This is a genomic window from Pseudoxanthomonas gei (assembly GCF_010119615.1).
In the GTDB taxonomy this organism is placed as follows: domain Bacteria; phylum Pseudomonadota; class Gammaproteobacteria; order Xanthomonadales; family Xanthomonadaceae; genus Pseudoxanthomonas_A; species Pseudoxanthomonas_A gei.
Genome location: NZ_QOVG01000002.1, coordinates 338,223 through 358,419, shown reverse-complemented (window position 1 = coordinate 358,419; position 20,197 = coordinate 338,223). Strand labels below are relative to the sequence as shown.

The 20,197-nt window shown below is 66.0% G+C and carries 15 protein-coding genes and 1 pseudogene; 6 read left to right on the top strand and 10 right to left on the bottom strand.

Annotated features, from left to right (window positions below):
• Positions 1-45 precede the first annotated feature (45 nt).
• Both DT603_RS04520 and ybaL read left to right on the top strand, forming a co-directional pair.
• Positions 46-2,478, top strand: a complete 2,433-nt coding sequence (locus DT603_RS04520) for a TonB-dependent receptor plug domain-containing protein (protein ID WP_162348654.1) — start codon at positions 46-48, stop codon at positions 2,476-2,478.
• A 145-nt stretch (positions 2,479-2,623) separates the two neighbouring features.
• A complete protein-coding gene (gene ybaL, locus DT603_RS04515) occupies positions 2,624-4,324 on the top strand; it encodes a YbaL family putative K(+) efflux transporter (protein WP_162348653.1) in 1,701 nt (566 codons plus the stop codon).
• Positions 4,325-4,500: 176 nt separating this feature from the next.
• Here the strand turns inward: ybaL and DT603_RS04510 are convergent, their stop codons facing one another.
• The 4 genes from DT603_RS04510 to DT603_RS04495 form a co-directional block, all read right to left on the bottom strand.
• Positions 4,501-4,935: a hypothetical protein gene (locus DT603_RS04510; RefSeq protein WP_162348652.1), complete on the bottom strand. Its 435-nt coding sequence runs from the start codon at positions 4,933-4,935 to the stop codon at positions 4,501-4,503.
• 183 nt (positions 4,936-5,118) lie between these two features.
• Positions 5,119-7,719: an ATP-dependent chaperone ClpB gene (gene clpB, locus DT603_RS04505; RefSeq protein WP_162348651.1), complete on the bottom strand. Its 2,601-nt coding sequence runs from the start codon at positions 7,717-7,719 to the stop codon at positions 5,119-5,121.
• A gap of 98 nt (positions 7,720-7,817) precedes the next feature.
• Complete coding sequence (locus DT603_RS04500; RefSeq protein WP_162348650.1) at positions 7,818-9,413, bottom strand: SulP family inorganic anion transporter; 1,596 nt, start codon at positions 9,411-9,413, stop codon at positions 7,818-7,820.
• Positions 9,414-9,539: 126 nt separating this feature from the next.
• The gene (locus tag DT603_RS04495; protein ID WP_246191557.1) at positions 9,540-10,025 is read right to left on the bottom strand and encodes a DUF3574 domain-containing protein; all 486 of its coding nucleotides are present in this window, start codon (positions 10,023-10,025) and stop codon (positions 9,540-9,542) included.
• A gap of 272 nt (positions 10,026-10,297) precedes the next feature.
• Between DT603_RS04495 and DT603_RS04490 the strand changes: the two genes are divergently transcribed.
• Entirely contained in the window at positions 10,298-12,739 is a 2,442-nt protein-coding gene (locus DT603_RS04490; protein ID WP_162348649.1) for a TonB-dependent receptor plug domain-containing protein, read from the top strand.
• Here DT603_RS04490 and DT603_RS16280 read toward each other — a convergent pair.
• A pseudogene (locus tag DT603_RS16280) lies at positions 12,727-12,846 on the bottom strand (WhiB family transcriptional regulator); the annotation flags it as partial. The gene DT603_RS04490 and the pseudogene DT603_RS16280 sit on opposite strands and share 13 nt — an antisense overlap.
• Before the next feature lie 182 nt (positions 12,847-13,028).
• Here DT603_RS16280 and DT603_RS04480 point away from each other — a divergent pair.
• Together DT603_RS04480 and DT603_RS04475 are read left to right on the top strand one after the other, a co-directional pair.
• Positions 13,029-13,835, top strand: a complete 807-nt coding sequence (locus DT603_RS04480; protein ID WP_162348648.1) for a YidB family protein — start codon at positions 13,029-13,031, stop codon at positions 13,833-13,835.
• Complete coding sequence (locus DT603_RS04475) at positions 13,784-14,161, top strand: OmpA family protein (RefSeq protein WP_162348767.1); 378 nt, start codon at positions 13,784-13,786, stop codon at positions 14,159-14,161. Before DT603_RS04480 ends, DT603_RS04475 begins: the two co-directional genes overlap by 52 nt.
• Before the next feature lie 52 nt (positions 14,162-14,213).
• On the opposite strand, the gene DT603_RS04470 is transcribed toward DT603_RS04475, so the two are convergent.
• The 3 genes from DT603_RS04470 to rluD are packed head-to-tail and all read right to left on the bottom strand — an operon-like array spanning position 14,214 to position 16,536.
• Positions 14,214-14,756 (bottom strand): DUF4166 domain-containing protein, encoded by a 543-nt coding sequence (locus DT603_RS04470; protein ID WP_162348647.1) that lies wholly within the window; start codon positions 14,754-14,756, stop codon positions 14,214-14,216.
• Positions 14,753-15,511 (bottom strand): peptidoglycan editing factor PgeF, encoded by a 759-nt coding sequence (gene pgeF / locus DT603_RS04465; protein WP_162348646.1) that lies wholly within the window; start codon positions 15,509-15,511, stop codon positions 14,753-14,755. Before pgeF ends, DT603_RS04470 begins: the two co-directional genes overlap by 4 nt.
• Positions 15,508-16,536 carry a 23S rRNA pseudouridine(1911/1915/1917) synthase RluD gene (rluD, locus tag DT603_RS04460; RefSeq protein WP_162348645.1) on the bottom strand — a complete coding sequence of 343 codons (1,029 nt, stop codon included), beginning with the start codon at positions 16,534-16,536 and terminating at the stop codon, positions 15,508-15,510. The genes pgeF and rluD overlap by 4 nt, the downstream gene beginning before the upstream one ends.
• Positions 16,537-16,702: 166 nt before the next feature.
• Here rluD and DT603_RS04455 point away from each other — a divergent pair, with 166 nt between their 5' ends.
• The gene (locus tag DT603_RS04455; RefSeq protein ID WP_425500936.1) at positions 16,703-17,524 is read left to right on the top strand and encodes an outer membrane protein assembly factor BamD; all 822 of its coding nucleotides are present in this window, start codon (positions 16,703-16,705) and stop codon (positions 17,522-17,524) included.
• Positions 17,525-17,591: 67 nt separating this feature from the next.
• Here DT603_RS04455 and DT603_RS04450 read toward each other — a convergent pair whose 3' ends face one another.
• Both DT603_RS04450 and sucD read right to left on the bottom strand, forming a co-directional pair.
• Positions 17,592-19,229: an NAD+ synthase gene (locus DT603_RS04450; RefSeq protein ID WP_162348643.1), complete on the bottom strand. Its 1,638-nt coding sequence runs from the start codon at positions 19,227-19,229 to the stop codon at positions 17,592-17,594.
• A 65-nt stretch (positions 19,230-19,294) separates the two neighbouring features.
• On the bottom strand, positions 19,295-20,170 hold the full coding sequence (gene sucD / locus DT603_RS04445) for a succinate--CoA ligase subunit alpha (protein ID WP_162348642.1): 876 nt from the start codon (positions 20,168-20,170) through the stop codon (positions 19,295-19,297).
• Positions 20,171-20,197: the final 27 nt, after the last annotated feature.

Genomic DNA, 20,197 nt, shown 5'->3' with positions numbered 1-20,197 from the left:
CCCTTCAAGTTTCTTGCATCCCGCAGATCATTTTTTGGAGTAGCCATGAACCGCAAGCCGTCCCCGCTGGCCACAGCGATCTTCCTCGCCCTGGTCGCTTCCCCCGCCCTGGCCCAGCAAGCCACTCCCGCCGAAGCCAAGACCCTCGACACCCTGATCGTCACCGGCACCCGGGTCGCCGACCGCACCGTGGCCGAATCCCAGGCCCCCATCGACATCATCACTTCGGAAGCCTTGCGGGCAACCGGCACCACCGAACTGGCCACCGCCCTGTCCCGCGCGGTTCCTTCGCTCAATTTCCCGCGACCGGCCATCAGCGATGGATCCGACGCGGTACGTCCTGCGCAACTTCGCGGACTCTCCCCGGACCAGGTGCTGGTGCTGGTGAACGGCAAGCGCTACCACAGCACCGCCCTGATCAACCTCAACGGCACCCAGGGCCGCGGCTCGTCACCGGCCGACCTGAACGCGATCCCGGTATCGGCCATCGAACGCGTCGAAGTGCTGCGCGACGGCGCCTCGGCGCAGTACGGCTCGGACGCCATCGCCGGCGTGATCAACATCGTCCTGAAAGGCAGCGGGGAAGGCGGCAGCATCGATGCCACCTATGGGAAGTACAGCGCCGGTGACGGCGAACAATGGAACCTGGGCGCCGACGCCGGCATCAGGCTGGGCGAGAGTGGTGCCGTTCACTTCGCAGTCCAGGGCGGGCACCAGGACCAGACCGATCGCGCGCGCCCTTACCTGCTGTCCCCGGGCGTCACCGTGCCCCCCGCCACCGCACCGCCACTCGGCACCGTCGTGCAGCGGCAGGGCGATCCCGAAGTCGATTCGGCCGCCTTTTCCTACAACGGCGAGTACAGCCCGACCGATTACCTGACCTTCTACTCCTACGGCATCGCCAGCAGGCGCGAAGCACTGTCGAACGGTTTCTTCCGCACCGCCGCCGATGCACGCAACATCCCGTCGGTCTATCCCAATGGCTTCCTGCCCGGGATATTCAATGTCAGCAAGGACGTGGCCTGGGTGGGCGGCTTGAGGAGTTCGACGGCTGGCGGCACCAAGATCGACATCAGCTACAACTACGGGCAGAACCACCTGACCTTCGATGTACGCAACAGCCTCAACCGCAGTCTGGGGACCACGATCACGCCAGTGCAGACCGAGTTCCATGCCGGCGCGCTGGAAGTCACCCAGAACGTGCTGAACTTCGATTTCAACAAGGCGCTGGACTGGGGGCTGGCGTATCCGGTGACCGCGTCATGGGGCGCGGAATGGCGCGGCGAGAAGTTCAATGAATCACCGGGCGAGCTGGCCTCCTACGTCAACGGCGGGGTCGTGGCTCCCGGCGCATCGGCCCCGGTCCCCGGCTCGCAGGTGTTCGCCGGCTTCAAGCCCGCCAATGCCGGCAAGTTCGACCGCAACAGCTATTCGTTCTATGCAGGACTGGAAGCCGACATCACCGACAAACTGTCTGCCGGCATCGCCGGCCGCTTCGAAAACTACAGTGACTTCGGCAATACGACGTCGGGCAAGCTTTCTGCCCGCTATGCGTTCACCGACCAGGTGGCCCTGCGCGGCACGGTTTCCACGGGCTTCCGCGCACCTTCCCTCCAGCAGCAGTACTTCCAGTCCACGGCCACCAATTTCATCGGCGGCACGCCGTTCGACATCTTCACCTTCCGTGTCAATGACCCGGCCGCGATCGCCCTGGGTGCCGAGCCGCTGAAGGCCGAGGAATCCACCAACTACAGCCTGGGCCTGGTACTGCAGCCCGTGGACGGCCTGTACGTCACCATCGACGCCTACCGCATCGAGATAAAGGACCGCGTCGTCCTGTCGGAAAACCTGACCTCGACCGCGGTGCGCAATTTCCTGAACTCGCCCGCCGTTGGGCTTACCGGTGTCGGTGGTGGGCGCTACTTCACCAACGCCATCGATACCACCACCGACGGCATCGACATAGTGGCCACCTACAACTGGAAGCTCGACAACAGCAGTGTCGACCTGACCGCGGGCTACAACTACAACAAGACCGAAGTCGACCGGATCGCGGGCAACCCGGCGACCCTGACCGCCATCGACCCGAGTGCATTGCGCTTCGGCCGCGTGGAACTGAACCGCTTCACCGATGGGGCACCACGCGACAAGATCCTGCTGGGCGCTACCTGGAACCTGAGCAACTGGTCCTTCAATGCCTTCGCCACCCGCTATGGCGAATTCAGCGTGTTGTTCGGCAACGACCCCGCAGTCACCAGCCGCGATGAATACTACGATGCGCAATGGGTGCTGGACCTCTCCGCCACCTACAAGGTGGGCAAGTGGAATTTCACCCTTGGCGGAGACAACGTGCTGGATTCCTACCCCGACGAAGTGTTGTTTCCCAATTCGACCAATGGACAGATCGTCTACAGCGCCAGCTCGCCCAATGGCTTCAACGGCGCCTATATGTACGCCAAGGCAGGGTACAAGTGGTGATCTGCTGACCAGCGCACGACAGTCACCAGGCCCCGGCAATGCCGGGGCTTTTTTTGCGTGCGTGAACACGCCAGTCATTGTCCGTTTGCCGCGCGCGGACGCATCGGCGACACTTGTTTTCACGAAAACAAGCGCTGGAAATTGAATGCCCCATGACACCGACCTGATCGACATCATCGCCGTAGGCCTGGGAATCGCCTTTGTACTGGGCGCCCTGGCCAACAAACTGCGCTTGTCGCCTCTGGTGGGTTATCTGGTCGCGGGCATCCTGGTCGGACCCTTCACCCCGGGCTTCGTCGCCGACCAGGAGCTGGCCACGCAGCTGGCCGAAATCGGCGTGATGCTGCTGATGTTCGGGGTCGGCCTGCACTTTTCGCTGAAGGACCTGATGGAGGTCAAGGCGATCGCCATTCCCGGCGCGATCGTGCAGATCACCGTGGCCACCGTGCTGGGCTGGGCCCTGGCCTGGGCCATGGACTGGCCCACCGTGCAGGGCATCGTGTTTGGCTTCTCGCTGGCCACGGCCAGCACCGTGGTGCTGTTGCGGGCCATGGAACAGCGCCGCCTGCTGGACACCACCCGCGGCAAGATCGCGGTGGGCTGGCTGATCGTCGAAGACCTGGCCTGCGTACTGGCACTGGTGATGATGCCGGTGCTGGCCGGCATTTTCGTCGAACAGCCCGCCGGTTCAGAACCGCACACCCTGGGCAGCATCGCCCTCAGCATCGGCTGGACCCTGCTCAAGCTGGGCGCGTTCGTGGCGGTGATGCTGGTGGTGGGACGCCGGGCGATCCCCTGGATCCTGGAGCGCACCGCCGGCACCGGTTCGCGTGAACTGTTCACCTTGGCCGTGCTGGCGATTGCACTGGGCGTGGCCTTCGGCTCGGCCAAGCTGTTCGGCGTGTCGTTCGCGCTGGGCGCCTTCTTCGCCGGCATGCTGCTCAACGAGTCCGAACTGAGCCACAAGGCGGCCAACGACTCGCTGCCGCTGCGCGATGCCTTCGCGGTGCTGTTCTTCGTCTCGGTGGGCATGTTGTTCAACCCGTCCATCCTGGTCGACCACCCGTGGCAGGTGCTGGCCACCACCGGCATCATCCTGTTCGGCAAGTCGCTGGCCGCGTTCGTGATCGTGCGTGCCTTCGGCCACTCCAACAGCACCGCGCTGACCATCTCGGCCAGCCTGGCGCAGATCGGAGAGTTCGCCTTCATCATCGCCGGGCTGGGCGTGGCACTGAAGATCCTGCCGACCGAGGGCCAGGACCTGGTGCTCGCCGGCGCGTTGATCTCGATCATGCTCAATCCGATGATCTTCGTGCTGCTCGACCGCTGGCAGGCGGGCCACAAGGCAGGACCGGTGGTCGAGCCGGTCACCGAACGCCCACCGGGACCGTCGCTTGACGTCACCGACCATGCCATCGTCATCGGCTACGGCCGCGTCGGCAGCGAGCTGGCCAACGTACTGCGCGATCGCGGCGTGCCGGTGATCATCATCGACGACAACGAACATCACGTGGACCGCGCCCATGCCGCCGGCATCCCGGGCATCCGCGGCAGTGCCGCCTCCGACGCGGTGCTGGCCGAAGCGCACCCGGAGCGGGCCAAGATCGTGATCCTTGCCATTCCGCAGCCGCTGGAAGCCGGCGAGGCCCTGGCCAAGCTGCGTGCCATCAATCCCGCACTGACCCTGCTGGCCCGCGCGCACAGCGATGCCGAAGTAAAGCACCTGCTGGCCCACGGCGCGGACGGCGCGATCATGGCCGAACGCGAGCTGGCCTATTCGCTGGCCGAGATGGTGATGTCCACCCCGCCTTACCGGGCGATGCGGACGGTGACCAGCAACAACTGATGCACGTGCAGAGCCAGGCTCCCGCCGGCATGCTGCGCGCAGGACCGAGCCCGGCGCGAGCTACGCAGTACTGATTGCCCCTCGCTGATCTGTGTACCGGCCGCGAAGGTCAGCGGGCCAAAAAAAAGCCCCGGCAGTGCCGGGGCTTTCTTGTTGCTGCAGTTGCCGATGCAGTATCAGCGCGCCTCCAGCGTGAACTTGCTGAAAGCCACGCCCAGGTCCCAGCCCTTGCCCTTGCCCGACAGCGCCAGCGACACCTTGCCATTGGTCATGGCCTGGCCAATCGCGGACTTCTTGGCGCCGGCCGTCGCTTCGGCTGAGGCGTAGCTGCCCAGCACGTCGCGGATGTTCTGGACATTGGCGAACTCGCCGAAGCCGTTGGTGATCTTGGACTTGCCTACGGTCAGGCCTCCGCCCTTTGCGGAGATTCGCACCGGCAGGCTGCTGCCGTTGCTGCATCTCACCGTGCCGGTACCGGAGGTGGTCTTGTAGAAGATCGACCAGCTTGAAGAACTGAAAGTTAGTTTGCAGGTCATGGCCTGCGCGGAAGCGGGCGTTGCGGAAAGTGCCAGGGCCACCAGCAGGCCGGCCCCCAGGATCGTCTTGCTCATTGGCGGTACTCCGATAGTCGCAGGGGAAGGGCTGGCGGATTGCCTGTGCCCACATGCCTGCAGGGATGCAGCATCACGCGGGAATGCTAGGCCGCCTGCCCCGTCCTGTCGATCAAAGGCAGGTGAAGAAGTCATCCCCGGTTACGTTGCAACCGCTGGGACTGCACAGACCCAACCCCCGGATCACCGGCGCTTGAACTGCAGGTGACCGCTTTCGGCCGAGACCGCTATGGTGTCGCCGCTGCTGAAATCGCCGGCGAGGATCTTCTGCGCTAGCGGGTTCTCCAGCTGTTGCTGGATCGCACGCTTCAAGGGTCGCGCGCCATACACCGGGTCGAACCCGGCATTGGCCAGCAGTTGCAGCGCACTGTCCTCCAGCTCGATGCGCATGCCGCGTTCGGCCAGCCGCTTCTCCAGTCCGTGCAGCTGGATGCCTGCGATCTGCTTGATCTGCGCCTTGTCCAGCGGATGGAACACCACGATGTCGTCCAGCCGGTTGATGAACTCGGGACGGAAGTGCGCCTGCACCACGCCCATCACCGCGGCCTTCATCTGCGTGTAGGCCTCGGCCGAGTCGATGTCGGCGCCGCCGTTGTCGGACATGTCCTGGATCTGGTGCGAGCCCAGGTTGGAGGTCATCACGATCACCACGTTGCGGAAGTCCACCGTGCGCCCCTGCCCGTCCGTCAGCCGGCCGTCGTCCAGCACCTGCAGCAGGATGTTGAACACGTCTCCATGCGCCTTCTCCACTTCGTCGAGCAGGATCAGCGAATACGGGCGGCGGCGCACCGCCTCGGTCAGGTAGCCGCCTTCCTCGTAACCCACATAGCCCGGGGGCGCGCCGATCAGGCGCGCTACCGAATGCTTCTCCATGAACTCGCTCATGTCGATGCGGATCATGGCGTCGCTGCTGTCGAACATGAACTCGGCCAGCGCCTTGCACAACTCGGTCTTGCCCACGCCGGTCGGGCCCAGGAACAGGAACGAGCCGGTCGGCCGGTTCGGATCGGACAGGCCGGCGCGCGAACGGCGCATGGCGTCGGACACGACCTTGATCGCTTCCTCCTGCCCGACCACGCGCGTGTGCAGCTGCGATTCCATCTTCAGCAGCTTCTCGCGCTCGCCCTCGAGCATCTTGCTGACCGGGATGCCGGTCCAGCGCGACACGACCTCGGCGATTTCCTCTGCGGTGACGCGGTCCTGGACCAGCTTGAAATCCTTGCGGTCGACTTCCTGCGCGGTCTGCAGTTGCTTCTCCAGCTCGGGCAGCAGGCCGTACTGGATCTCGCTCATTCGCGCGTAGTCCTGGTGGCGCTGCGCGGCTTCCAGCTCCAGGCGCGCCTGCTCGATCTGTTCCTTGATCCGGGTCGAACCCTGCAATGCGGCCTTCTCGGACTTCCAGATTTCATTGAGGTCGGAGAATTCCCGTTCCAGGGTTTCAATGTCGGCTTCCAGGTCGGCCAGGCGCTTCTTCGATTCGCTGTCCTTCTCCTTCTTCAGCATCTCGCGCTGGATCTTGAGCTGGATCAGGCGGCGCTCCTTGCGGTCGAGCTCTTCGGGCTTGGAGTCGATCTCCATGCGGATGCGCGAGGCAGCCTCGTCCATCAGGTCGATGGCCTTGTCCGGCAACTGGCGGTCGGCGATGTAGCGGTGCGACAACGTGGCCGCTGCCACTATCGCCGGGTCGGTGATCTCCACCCCGTGGTGCACGGCGTAGCGTTCCTTCAGGCCGCGCAGGATGGCGATGGTGTCCTCCACCGTGGGTTCGCCGACGAAGACCTTCTGGAAGCGGCGCTCCAGCGCGGCATCTTTCTCGACGTACTTGCGGTATTCGTCCAGCGTGGTCGCGCCGATGCAGTGCAGTTCGCCGCGCGCCAGCGCCGGCTTGAGCATGTTGCCGGCGTCCATCGAGCCTTCGGCCTTGCCGGCGCCGACCATGGTGTGCAATTCGTCGATGAACAGAATCACCTGGCCCTCGGTCTTGGACAGGTCGTTGAGCACGGCCTTCAGGCGCTCCTCGAATTCGCCGCGGAACTTGGCGCCGGCAATCAGCGCGCCCATGTCCAGCGACAGCACGCGCCGGTTTTTCAGGCCCTCGGGGACTTCGCCATTGACGATGCGCTGGGCCAGGCCCTCGACGATCGCGGTCTTGCCCACGCCGGGTTCGCCGATCAGCACCGGGTTGTTCTTGGTGCGGCGCTGCAGGACCTGGATGGTCCGGCGGATTTCCTCGTCGCGCCCGATTACCGGGTCGAGCTTGCCGGACTCGGCGCGCTCGGTCAGGTCAATGGTGTATTTCTCCAGTGCCTGGCGCTGTTCCTCGGCATTCTCGGACTGCACGCTTTCACCGCCGCGCACTTTCTCGATGGCCGCTTCCAGCCGGGTCTTGTCGGCGCCGGCCGCGCGCAGTGCCATCCCCAGTGGGCCCTTGTCTTCGAACGCCGCCAGCACGAACCACTCGCTGGCGATGAACTGGTCGCCCTTCTGCTGGGCCAGCTTGTCGGTGACATTGAGCAGGCGGGTGAGCTCGTTGCCGATCGACAGGTTGCCGGCCTCGCCGGTGACCTTGGGCAGCTTGTCGAGTGCTTCGACCAGTCGCTCGCGCAGCACCGGCACGTTGACCCCGGCCTGGGCCAGCAACGGCCGGGTGCTGCCGTCGGCCTGGTCCAGAAGGGCGGTCAGCACGTGCACCGGTTCGATCATGTTGTGGTCGCGGCCCACGGCCAGCGACTGGGCGTCGGCCAGCGCCTGCTGGAAACGCGAGGTGAGCTTGTCCATCCGCATCGGGAATTCCTTGGATAAGGGGGCCGGCGTGCCGGCATGTTATCCACATGCGGCTGCCGCGGCCGCGATTCAAGCCGCGGTGAGACTGGACGGCGCTCCTATAAGCGCTCCGGCTCCGCCTTCTGCAGCGACAGCAGCCCCAGCACCACCGCCAACGCCAGGTACGCCCCGAAGAACTGCCACATGATCAGCTTTGGCAGTTCCACCAGATCCCAGGGCAGGTAGATGCCGCCACGCGGATCGACCGAATGGATGAAGCCGAACAGGGTCAGCCCCGCGCCGACCAGCAAGGCCAGCACCGCATGCCGCAGTTTTCCGTCGATCATCGCCACCAGCGCCGTGGTCCAGATCATCGCGGTGATGATGAAGCCATTGCCCAGGGTCACGATGGTGGCCAGGTCAGGCAGGCCGCGGCCGTCGGTGCCGTGATAGAGCGCAGCGAACCTGTCCGGCGCGATCCAGGCCGGATTGCCGAACTTGATGTTGAGCAGGTAGGCGATCGAGGGCAGGAAGCCGAGCGCCACGGCGATGGCGTGCTTGCGCGGGGTTTCGGTGAAGGCCTGCACGGTGATGTCCAGGCCCACGTAGACGATGATCGGCGCCAGCACCGCCAGCGGCAGCCACTGCACCAGGCCCGACACGTAGCCGAGCATGCCGCCCAGGCCAATGAACAGACCCGTCAGCAGCGTATAGCCGCTGCGCGCGCCCATGTGCTTGTATGCCGGCTGGCCGATGTAGGGCGTGGTCTGCGCCACGCCGCCGCAGAAGCCTGCGACCAGCGTCGACACCGCTTCGGCCAGCAGGACGTCGCGGGTGCGGTAATCATCACCGGCAGCGCGCGCGCTTTCGCTGACGTTGATGCCGCCCACCACCATCAACAAGCCAAAAGGCAGCAGCAGCGGGAGATAAGGCACCGTGGCCGGCAGTCCTTCGAGGAAACCGAGCGTGGGCAGCGGCAGGGTGAAGGCCAGCGGCACCGCCTGCGGCACCGCGAAGCCTGGCGCGCCCAGCCCCGCCAGCCCGAGGCCGTAGTACAGCGTGGTGCCGACGATGAAAGCCAGCAGCACGCCGGGAATCTTCACCGGCAGGCGGCCCTTCGCTACCAGCACGTACAGCAGCAGGCCGAAGGTGACGAATCCGACGATGGGCGAACGCAGTGTTTCGATCAGCGGCAGGAACCCGAGCAGGGTCAGCGCCGCGCCGCCGATGGAGCCGAGCAATCCGGCGCGCGGCACGATGCGGGTCACTGCATCGCCGAAGAAGGACAACACCAGCTTCAGCAGGCCCATGACGATCAGCGAGGCCATGCCGAGCTGCCAGGTCGCCATGGCAGCCGCCTGTGCATCCATGCCCTGCTGCTTCAACGCCACGAAGGACGGACCCAGCACCAGCAGCGCCATGCCGATGCTGGTCGGAGCGTCCAGTCCCAGCGGCATCGCGGTCACGTCATCGCGCCCGGTCTTCGTTGCCAGCCGGCGCGCCATCCACGTGTAGATCAGGTTGCCGACCAGTACGCCGAACGCGGTGCCGGGGAACATGCGCTGGTACACGACCTCGGCCGGGAACCCGAAGATCCCGATCAGGGCCATGGCGATGAAGCCCAGGATCGACAGGTTGTCGACCACCAGGCCGAAGAAGCCGTTGAGGTCGCCAGCCACGAACCAGCGGCGGGTATGTGCAGGAGTCGAGGACATTCTTTGCTCGCGAATTGGCGGGGTCATTCCGGTCTTGCTTCTGCCTTGCCCAGGAATCCGCGAGCGGCGGCAACAGCCGGTTTCGCGAAGGAAGCCAACACGGCAGGCTGGATCATACCGATCCGATCAGAACGATACTTCCGCCGCCTGCTTCACCCACAACACCGACTGATGCTTCGTCGCCTGCTTCCACGCCAGCCGGATCGCCTCGATGTCCGCGCTTCGCTGTGGCGTATCTTCATGCAGGATCACGAGCACCTTGGTGCCAAGCCGGTTCGGCTCCTTGGCGCCGCGGAACAGCCACTGGCCGTAGGCATCGAACACGGTCAAGCCATCGGGAAATCGCGGGGTGACTTCCGCGTCCACGAAGGCGCGCCACTGGGCCTCGCCGATCGGCTTGGCCTGCGGCCTGTCCGCCGGACCGCTTTCCTCACCGACCCCGAAATACAGCTCGCTGCGCACCCAGCCGCGCGCCAACGCCGGTCGTGCCGCATCGCCCTGCATGCTGGCTGAAGTTTGCACGGGCGTTGCAACAGGCTGGGTCGCGCAGGCCCCCAGGCCGATCATCACCGCCAACAGCATGCCGCGTACAACGGTGCCGCGAAGACCCATGTCATTGCTCCCTTGAACAGCCCGCTACTCTGGTTCCATCCCGGCCATGCCCGAAATAACCGTAAGGCATGAAGTGATGCGCAAACCCCATGGCGCCGGCGTGTCGCAGCCTGGCTTATGCCACTAAGGTATCTGCATTACGGAACGATAACGCTTGCGCCGATGACTCGATGTTCCTGATTCGTCCCCGTGCATGCCGGCGATGCTGTCGCGGCTGACTCGTTTCCCGTAACGCGCTGCGCGCAACCAGTCCGCAAACTCCAGGAGTTCCCATGTCCCACCCTCTCGTGGCGCCGCTTGGCGTCGCCATCGCCCTGGCACTCGCCGGGCCCGCCCTCGCCCAGGATTCAACCGCAAGCGCGGCCGAAGCCACCAATCTCGACACCGTCATCGTCACCGGCACACGAGCCACCGACCGCACCGTGCTGGAGTCCACCTCACCGATCGACGTACTCACCGCCGAGGACATCCGCAAGGCCGGCGTGTTGAACGGGGAGCTCGGCAGCGCCCTGCAGGCCTTGCTGCCTTCGTTCAATTTCCCGCGCCAGTCCAACTCCGGCGGCGCCGACCACGTGCGCGCTGCGCAGCTTCGCGGCCTGAGCCCCAACCAGGTGCTGGTACTGGTCAACGGCAAGCGCCGCCACACCAGCGCCCTGGTCAACACCGACAGCAAGATCGGCAAGGGCACCACCCCGGTCGACTTCAACGCGATCCCGGTCAGCGCGATCAAGCGCATTGAAGTGCTGCGCGACGGCGCCGGCGCCCAATATGGTTCCGACGCGGTGGCTGGCGTGATCAACGTGATCCTCGACGATGCCCCGGAAGGCGGCGCGTACGAGGCCAGTTTCGGCGTGCACCACACCGACGTGGAGCCCATCGACCAGACGGTCACCGACGGCCAGACCAGTTTCGCCAGCGCCCAGGTCGGCAGTGGCATCGGTGACGGCGGGTTCTTCCGCGTGGGCCTGGAGCTTAAGAACCGCGAGGCCACCAACCGCGCCGGTTTCGACCAGATCCCGTTCTTCGAGGACCAGACCGCCGACAACCTGGCCCTGGCCGGGCAGCGCAACTATCAGCTTGGCGATGGTGAATCCAGGGCACTCAACGCCTGGCTCAACAGCGCCGTGCCGGTAGGCGAGAACGCGGAGCTCTATGCCTTCGCCACCTACCACCAGGGAGACACGCGCGGAGCCAACTATTTCCGCTATCCCGACGGCGTGTCCAACTGGAAAGAGGTATATCCGCAAGGCTACCGCCCCATTTCCATCGGTGAGAACCTGGACGTGGCCGGCGTGGCCGGCCTGCGCGGGCGGCTGGGCGACTGGGACTACGACGCCAGCCTCAACCACGGCCGCAACGCCTTCACCTATCGGCTGGAGAATTCCCTGAACGCGTCACTGGGTCCCGGCAGCCCGACCCGGTTCAAGACCGGCGACTACGAATTCAAGCAGTTGCTGGCCAACTTCGACGTCAGCCGCGGCTTCGACAGTGGCGCCAACCACCACACCTTCGCCACGGGCCTGGAACTGCGCCGCGAGGACTACCAGACCGGCGCCGGCGATCCAGCGTCCTACGCGGCCGGTCCCTACATTGACCGGCCCACTGGTTCCCAGGCCGGCGGTGGACTTACCCCGCAGGACGTGGCCGACCTGTCGCGCGACGTCTCCAGTGTGTACGCCAGCCTGTCCAGCGAATTCGGCCCGAAGTTCAGCACCGACCTCGCCGCGCGCTACGAGCACTACGACGATTTCGGCGGCGAACTGACCGGCAAGCTGGCCGCGCGCTACGAGTTCACGCCGGCCTTCGCACTGCGCGGCTCGGTGTCGAACAATTTCCGCGCGCCATCGCTCAGCCAGATCGGCTACGAGGCCACCTCCACCGGCTACGACGCCTCCGGCCAGCTGCTGCAAGGCCGCCTGCTGTCCGTGAACAATCCGATCGCACAGGCCTTGGGCGCCCGACCACTGGAACCGGAAAAGTCGGTGAACTTCAGTCTGGGCTTCACCAGCCGTATCGGCGAACACTTCGACGTGTCGCTGGATGTGTTCCGCATCGACATCGATGACCGCGTCGCCCTGACCGAGCGCATCAGCGGCGACGCGCTGACCGGATTCGTGGAGGAAGAGTTCGGCGTAGCGGGCGTGCAGAGCGTCAACTTCTTCATCAACGCCGCCGATACCCGCACCGAAGGGGCCGAGCTCGTCGCCAACTGGCGGCAGGCCCTGGGCAGCGGCCAGTTGTTGCTGAGCGGTACCTACAGCTACGCCAGGACCGATATCAAGCGCATCACCGCCACACCCGCTGCGCTGACCGCGCTGGACCCGGACTACGTGCTGTTCGGTGTGGAGGAAAGCAATACCCTGACCGATGCCGCGCCGCGCACCCGCGCGCTGCTGTCGGCCAACTGGGCCAGCGACCGCTGGAACCTGCTGGGCCGCGTCAGCCGCCATGGCAGTGCGACCCGGGTGTTCAATTTCGGCGGCGGCTTCGAGCCCAGGCAGACCTACGGCGCCGAGTGGCAGCTGGATGCGGAGGTCGAGTACCGCATCACCCCGAAGTGGAGCCTGGCTTTGGGCGGACAGAACCTGACCGACGAATACCCGGACCGTTCCATCGACGACATCGCCTACTTCGGCAACCTGCCCTACGACGTGCTGTCACCGGTCGGCAGCAACGGCGCCTACTACTACTCGCGCATCCGCTACACGTTCTGAAAGCAGTGCGCGGCGCCCCAGGTCCCTCGCCTCGGCGACGGACTTGCCGCTCGTCGCAAACATGTGGGCCGTGCAGGGCACGTGCCACAGCGCCTGCGGGCGTTGCGGCGGCTCGCAGCCTGCGTTCGCGCTGGTAGGGACGGCGCTGGGTGATGACCCGCCGGGCCCTTTTTTTATGCCGGATTAACACCGCGCCCGGATGGCTGTGATGTGCTGCCGGCGCGCAGACGTGCCCTGGGCCGCCGGCGGGCGTTTCATCCCTGTTGCACATGACAGAAGAAGATTCAAAATGCTCGACGCCATCATCCGCCAGGCGGCGGAACGTTTCGGACTTGGCGACAATGCCAGGCCCTTTGTCGGCCAGCTGCTCGCCCTGATCTTCAACCCCGCAGCAGGCGGCATCTCGGGATTCCTGCAGAAATTCAGGGATGCCGGGCTTGGCAGTGTTGCTTCCTCCTGGGTAGGCGGCAGCCCTGGCGACAACGAACTCCAGCCCGACCAGGTGCACGCGGTGCTCGGCAGCGACACCATCTCCTCGCTGGCCGGCAAGATCGGCGTTCCGGCCTCGGCGATAAGCCTGGCGACCGCAGGGCTCTTGCCGCGGATCGTCGCTGCACTGACACCAGGCGGCCAGCTTCCCGACTCGATCCCGTCCGGTCTGGCCAGCCTGATTCCCGGCGCAGGTCCGGGTGCCGGTATTGGCGGTGCCGCAGCGGCAGTTGGCAATGCGTCGCGTGAGACCGCCAGCAGCCTGGGCCGGGGCGCAAGCGTGGTCGGGGCGGCGGCGGCCAGTACCAGCGCCACCGCAGGCGGCGGGCTGGGCTTCCTGAAATGGTTGATCCCGCTCGCCATCGTGCTGGCCCTGGGTTACTGCATGTGGAGCAAACGCGGCCAGGCTCCAGTCGCCAGTACCACGCCGGCCGCCGAGGTGGCCAGTCCGGCTGAACCTGTGGCCGTTGCACCTGCGCCCTCTGCTGAGCCAGCCGCGCCGGAACCGGTCGTGGAAACGGCTCCCGCGCCCACGGCGGACGCGGCGCTGATGCCCTGCAGGCCGGCAACTTCACGGCCGATGACCTGGTCAAGGCGCTCAACCTGACCGGCATCCAGTTCGACACCGGATCGGCACGGATCAGTGCCGACAGCCAGGCCATCCTGGGCAAGGCCGCCGCAGCCCTCAAGAAGGCTCCCAGCGGCACCCGCGTGGAAATCGGCGGCCACACCGACAACACCGGCAACGCCGCCGCCAACCTCAAGCTCAGTGACGCGCGGGCCGCCGCAGTGCGTGCGCGCCTGGTCGAACTGGGCGTGACCGAGGCCATGCTGACGGCCAAGGGCTATGGCGACGCCAAGCCAGTGGCCGACAACGGCACCACGGAAGGCCGCGCCCGCAACCGGCGCATGGAGTTCAGCCTGGTGCAGTGATCAGCTGCGCCGGGTACGGGAAAACAAGCCGGCCACTGCGCCGGCTTGTTTTTCAGGTTCCCGCGGGATCCAGTACTTCCAGCCAGCCCCGGTAATGCACCAGCAGGCCAGCAAGCGGCATCGCCGCCGCCACGTCGAACCAGTAACGCCCCGCTGTTTCACTTTCGCGCGCCAGCACCGCCCGGAACCAGCGCGCCGGCAACGGCAGGCCCAGCGCATGCACCCGCGCCACCCGCCAGACCAGCACGCCCTCTTCCACCGTCAGCCGGAAACCGAATCGCACCAGGCCGAGTTGCTCGCACAGCAGGCCGTCCTGCGACCAGAGCCGTGACGGCATTGCATGGCCGCCGACATGGCGCGTCCAGTGCTCGCCCGTTCCCCGGGCGTCGATCTCAACGCTGATGATGCCCTCGCCCGCCGGCGGAAGCCGGGTTGCCCAGGCGAACAGCCGGGCCATGGGATGCCTGCCGCGACGCACGTCGACCTCGCCGCGATATCGCTGCCGGCCGGCGCGGGAGTGAAGCAGGCTTACCGTGGCTGGCAAGCAATCGAAAGCGGGGTCGCCGAGTACGCGCTGGAACAGTCCCTGCGTCACGATTGCATCCACACCACCGTTGCCATACGGCCGGTGCGCGCGTCGCGGCGATGCGAATAGAAGCGCCCCGGATCGGAAATGGTGCACAAATCGCCGCCGTGGATACGGGTGAGGCCGAGCCTCATCAGGCGCTGGCGCGCCAGTGCGTACAGATCAACCCGCCAGTGACCGCGGCGCGTGGGCGCAAAGGCGGCTTCGGCGCCTGCATCCTGCGAAACGAAGGCATCGAACACTTCCTCGCCGATTTCATAGGTACGCGGCCCCGCGGCCGGACCCAGCCAGGCCAGCAGCCTGCCGGCAGGCGTCTGCATGGCGGCCACCGTGGTTTCAAGCACGCCATCGGCCAGGCCACGCCAGCCGGCATGCGCGGCGCCGATCTCGCTGCCGTCTTCTGCGGCCAGCACCACCGGCAGGCAGTCGGCCGTGAGGATGGCCAGGACCACGCCGGGATCGGCAGTCACGCAGGCATCGGCAAGCGGTTCCTCATGCTGCGCCATGGCGGCCCGGTCGAAGCGGACCACCTCCGTTCCATGCACTTGCCGCAGCCAGCGCGGGGTCGAGGGCAGGTCGAAGCGCTCCACCAGTTCGGCGCGATTGCGATCGACCACCTGCGGATCATCGCAGCCAGCGGCAGCGCGGTTTCCCAGGTTGAAACTGTCGAATGGCGGCAGCGAACTGCCGGCGCCATGGCGCACGCTGGTGAATGCCCGAACGTTCGCCGGCACCGGCCACTGCGCCCATACCGCCGGAGTCATCGCTGCTTCTGCGCCTCGCCATCGGAACGCAGCGCGGCCAGAAGGTTGAGCATGTCGGCCGGGATCGGCGCCGAGACACGCAGCGGTTCACCCGTGGCCGGATGCTTGAATTCCAGCGTCTCGGCGTGCAGTGCCTGGCGCTTGAAGCCGCGCAGCGCCGCGATGAGTTCCTCGGTCGCATGCTTGGGCAGCTTCAAGGGACCGCCGTACATCGGATCGCCGACGATCGGGTACTTCAGATGGGTCATGTGCACGCGGATCTGGTGGGTGCGACCGGTTTCCAGCCGGCATTCCAGCGCGGTGTGGGCGCGGAAGCGTTCGCGCAACCGGTAGTGGGTCACCGCGTCGCGGCCTTCCTCGCGCACCGACATGCGGATGCGGTCGCGCGAATGGCGGTCGATGGGTGCATTGACGGTTCCGCCCGAGACCATCGAGCCGACCACGATGGCCAGGTACTGGCGATGCACCTCGCGCGAGGACAGCTGCTCGACCAGCGCGGTGTGCGCCGGCAGCGTGCGGGCCACGACCATGACCCCGCTGGTGTCCTTGTCGAGGCGATGGACGATGCCCGCGCGCGGGATGGTCGACAGCGAGGGATCGCGGAACAGCAGCGCATTGACCAGGGTCCCACGGGGATTGCCCGCGCCCGGATGCACGACCAGGCCAGCGGGCTTGTTGAGCACGAAGACCTCCGAGTCCTCGTACAGCACGTCCAGCGGGATGTCCTCGGGCAGGGCATGGGTCTGGGTGTCCAGCACTACGTCGAGACTGGCGATCTCGCCGCCGCGCACCGGATCGCGCCCGCGCACCAGAGCGCCGTCCAGCCGCGCATCGCCGGACTTGATCCATTCGGACAGGCGCGTACGCGAATACTCGGGGAACAATTCGGCCAGCACGGCATCGAAACGGCGGCCGGCCGAGCTGCCGGGAACGACCGCGGTGCGGGCGGTGCCCTCCTCGGAAACGTCCTCGGGGAGATCGTCCGGCAGGTCGTCGGGAAAATCGGGGGAAATGGGTTCGATCATGCGTTGCAGGCGGCGTGTTGGCCGCTCGTTCATGGCTTGGGCAGCGCCTAGGCTATCATCGCCGTTCCGTTTCCCCGCCGCGGCCCTCCGCCAGCCCATGACCCAGCGCATCACGACCCGCTCCAATGCCCCCGCCCGCCCTGCGTTCCTGCGCATCGTCGCCCTGATGCTGGTGATCGCCGTTTCCGGCACCGGCTGCGGCAAGTTCTTCAAGAAGGACAAGGATGCCCCGGAAGGCAAGCCGGTCGAAGAGCTGTACGAGAAGGGGCACGCCTCGATGACCGGCGGCAACTGGGACCGGGCCGAAATCACCTTCCGCCAGCTCATCGCCCAGTATCCCTACGGGCCGTATACCGAGCAGGCACTGATGGAAACCGCCTACGCCCAGTACAAGGCCGGCAAGGTGGACGATACGATCTCCACCATCGACCGCTTCCTGCGCACCTATCCCACCCAGCGCAACGTGCCTTACATGTACTACCTGCGCGGCCTGGCGAACTCGGGACGCGACACCGTATTCCTGCAAAGGGTATGGAAACTGGATCCCAGCCGCCGCGACCTGGCGACCCCCTTGCAGGGTTACAGCGACTTCAACCTGCTGGCCGAGCGCTATCCGAACAGCCGCTACGCCGCCGATGCGCGACTGCGCATGCTGGCGCTGCGCAACCTGTTCGCCCGCCACGAGCTGGACACCGCGCTCTACTACCTGCGCCGCGATGCCTGGGTTTCGGCTGCCGCCCGCGGCAAGTACCTGCTGGAAACCTATCCGCAGAGCGAATACCAGTACGACGCAGTGGCCGTGCTGGGCGAGGCCTACACGCACCTTGGCAATGAAACCCTGGCCGCCGACGCGCGCCGCGTGTTGCAGCAGAACGATCCGAAACATCCCTGGCTGACCGGCAACTGGCCGGACTATCCCAACTCGCTACGCAAGCTCAACCCGTTCGCCGGCGAGAAGTCGGCCGTGGATACCAAGAAAAAGGATTGAAGGAAAAGGGGCCGCAAGGCCCCTTTTTTATCCTTCTTCTCCGGCGCAGGCCGGAGGCTGTCGGTGCTCACCCCGGATACTTGTTGCTGATCGGATAGCGCCGTTCCCGGCCGAAAGCACGCCGCGACACCTTCGGCCCGGGCGCCGCCTGGTGGCGTTTCCATTCGTTGATCCGCACCAGTCGCAGCATGCGGTCGACCATGCCAGCCTCGAAGCCGGCGGCGACGATCTCGTCGCGCGACTGTTCCTGGTCGACGTAGCGCAGCAGGATGGCGTCCAGGACGTCATAGGGCGGCAGCGAATCCTGGTCGGTCTGGTTTTCGCGCAGCTCAGCCGACGGTGGCCGGCTGATCACCGCCTCGGGAATGACGGGAGTACCGCCCACCGTGTTGCGCCAGCGGGCCAGCGCGAACACCTCGGTCTTGTACAGGTCCTTGATCGGTGCATAGCCGCCGCACATGTCGCCGTAGATGGTCGCGTAGCCGACCGCGTACTCGCTCTTGTTGCCGGTGGTCAGCAGCAGTCCGCCCAGTTTGTTCGACAGGGCCATCATGATCACCCCACGGCTGCGCGACTGCAGGTTCTCTTCGGTGGTATCTGCATCGCGCCCGGCGAACAGCGGCGCCAATGCCTCCATGAATCCCTTGAACGGCGCCTCGATGGCAATGCTTTCCATCTTCACGCCCATCGTGGCGCATTGTTCGGCCGCCAGGTCATTGGACAGGTCGGCGGTGTAACGCGAAGGCAGGCGTACTGCCGTGACGTTGTCGGCGCCCAGCGCATCGACGGCAATGGCCAGCACCAGGGCCGAATCGATGCCACCGGACAGGCCCAGCCAAACCTTCGCGAAACCGTTCTTCAGGCAATAGTCGCGAGTGCCGCGCACCACCGCGCGCCAGGCCAGCGCATCGCGGCCTTCATCGCCGTCCTGCGGCCATTGCAGCGCGGTGAACTTGCGTGTCGCGGCATCGAAATCGGCGAGCAGCCAGTGGTCCTCGAACGCACGCGCGGCCGGATGCACCAGGCCATCGCCATCGGCCAGCACCGAGGCGCCATCGAACACCAGTGCATCCTGGCCACCGACCACGTTGAGGTAGGCCAGCGCGATGCCGGTCTCGCTCACGCGCTGTGCCAACAATGCATCACGCTGCGCGTGCTTGTCGCGTTCGAACGGCGACGCATTGGGCACCAGCACCAGCTGCGCGCCGGCGTCGCGGGTTTCGGCCAGTGGTTCGGCAAACCACAGGTCTTCGCAGATCACCAGGCCCACCGGCACGCCCTTGACCTCGAACACGCAGGCGCCGCCATCGGGGTCGACGTCGAAATAGCGGCGCTCGTCGAACACGTTGTAGTTGGGCAGCTCGCGCTTGCGGTAGGTCGTCTCCACCCCGCCATCGCGCAGCACGCTGGCGGCGTTGTAGAGCACGCTGCCGGCCGACTGCGGCCAGCCCACCACCGCCACGATGCCCTGGGTGGCGCGGGCCACCTGTTGCAGCGCGAGTTCGCAATCGCGAAGAAAGCCGGGACGCATCAGCAGGTCTTCCGGTGGGTAGCCGCTGATGGCGAGCTCGGGGAACAGGACCAGGTCGGCGCCTTGCACGTCACGCGCCTCGGCGATCATCGCGGCGATGCGTTCGGCGTTCTGGTAGACCGCACCGACCGGAAAGTCGAACTGGGCCAATGCGATGCGTAGGGTGTTGCTCATGCGGACTCCGGATAAACGAAAGGCCGCACGCGGCGGCCTTTCGTGAGCGCGTACCAGACGCGATTCTACTTCTTCACCAGCTTCGCAATCGCCGCGCCCAGGTCACCGGGCGAACGCACCGTGACCACGCCCGCCGCTTCCATCGCCGCGAACTTGCCTTCGGCCGTGCCCTGGCCGCCCGACGCGATCGCGCCGGCATGGCCCATGCGCTTGCCGGCCGGCGCCGAAGCCCCGGCGATGAAGCCGACCACCGGCTTCTTGACGTACTGCTTGATGTAGGCAGCGCCTTCTTCCTCGGCCGAACCGCCGATCTCGCCGACCATGATGATGCCTTCGGTCTGCGGATCCTCGTTGAACAGCTTCAGCGCGTCGACGAAGTTGACGCCGTTGATCGGGTCGCCGCCGATGCCGATGCAGGTGCTCTGGCCCAGGCCCACGTCGGTGGTCTGCTTGACCGCTTCATAGGTCAGCGTGCCCGAACGCGAGACGATGCCGATCTTGCCCGGCAGGTGGATGTGGCCCGGCATGATGCCGATCTTGCACTCGCCCGGGGTGATGATGCCGGGGCAATTGGGCCCGATCAGGGTGGTGTCGGGATAACCTTTCAAAGTGTTCTTGACCCGCAGCATGTCCAGCACCGGGATGCCTTCGGTGATGCAGACGATGACCTTGATGCCGGCCTCGGCTGCTTCCAGGATCGCATCGGCCGCGAACGGCGGTGGTACGTAGATCACCGACGCGTCGGCGCCGGTGGCCTCGACCGCTTCACGCACGGTGTTGAACACCGGCAGTTCGATGTGGGTGGTGCCGCCCTTGCCGGGGGTCACGCCGCCGACCACCTTGGTGCCGTATTCGACCATCTGGGTGGCGTGGAAGGTGCCCTGCTGGCCGGTGAAGCCCTGCACGATGACCTTGGTGTTCTTGTTGACCAAAACGCTCATTTTTAAATCCTTGTGCTTCGTAGGAGC

What these genes read in the sequence shown, in the direction of transcription:
- pgeF (WP_162348646.1), bottom strand. Translation starts at nt 15,511, where the DNA reads ATGACTCCGGCGGTATGGGCGCAGTGGCCGGTGCCGGCGAACGTTCGG.
- DT603_RS04490 (WP_162348649.1), top strand. Translation starts at nt 10,298, where the DNA reads ATGTCCCACCCTCTCGTGGCGCCGCTTGGCGTCGCCATCGCCCTGGCA.
- DT603_RS04510 (WP_162348652.1), bottom strand. Translation starts at nt 4,935, where the DNA reads ATGAGCAAGACGATCCTGGGGGCCGGCCTGCTGGTGGCCCTGGCACTT.
- DT603_RS04495 (WP_246191557.1), bottom strand. Translation starts at nt 10,025, where the DNA reads ATGGGTCTTCGCGGCACCGTTGTACGCGGCATGCTGTTGGCGGTGATG.
- ybaL (WP_162348653.1), top strand. Translation starts at nt 2,624, where the DNA reads ATGCCCCATGACACCGACCTGATCGACATCATCGCCGTAGGCCTGGGA.
- clpB (WP_162348651.1), bottom strand. Translation starts at nt 7,719, where the DNA reads ATGCGGATGGACAAGCTCACCTCGCGTTTCCAGCAGGCGCTGGCCGAC.
- DT603_RS04520 (WP_162348654.1), top strand. Translation starts at nt 46, where the DNA reads ATGAACCGCAAGCCGTCCCCGCTGGCCACAGCGATCTTCCTCGCCCTG.
- sucD (WP_162348642.1), bottom strand. Translation starts at nt 20,170, where the DNA reads ATGAGCGTTTTGGTCAACAAGAACACCAAGGTCATCGTGCAGGGCTTC.
- DT603_RS04480 (WP_162348648.1), top strand. Translation starts at nt 13,029, where the DNA reads ATGCTCGACGCCATCATCCGCCAGGCGGCGGAACGTTTCGGACTTGGC.
- rluD (WP_162348645.1), bottom strand. Translation starts at nt 16,536, where the DNA reads ATGATCGAACCCATTTCCCCCGATTTTCCCGACGACCTGCCGGACGAT.
- DT603_RS04500 (WP_162348650.1), bottom strand. Translation starts at nt 9,413, where the DNA reads ATGTCCTCGACTCCTGCACATACCCGCCGCTGGTTCGTGGCTGGCGAC.
- DT603_RS04450 (WP_162348643.1), bottom strand. Translation starts at nt 19,229, where the DNA reads ATGAGCAACACCCTACGCATCGCATTGGCCCAGTTCGACTTTCCGGTC.
- DT603_RS04455 (WP_425500936.1), top strand. Translation starts at nt 16,703, where the DNA reads ATGCTGGTGATCGCCGTTTCCGGCACCGGCTGCGGCAAGTTCTTCAAG.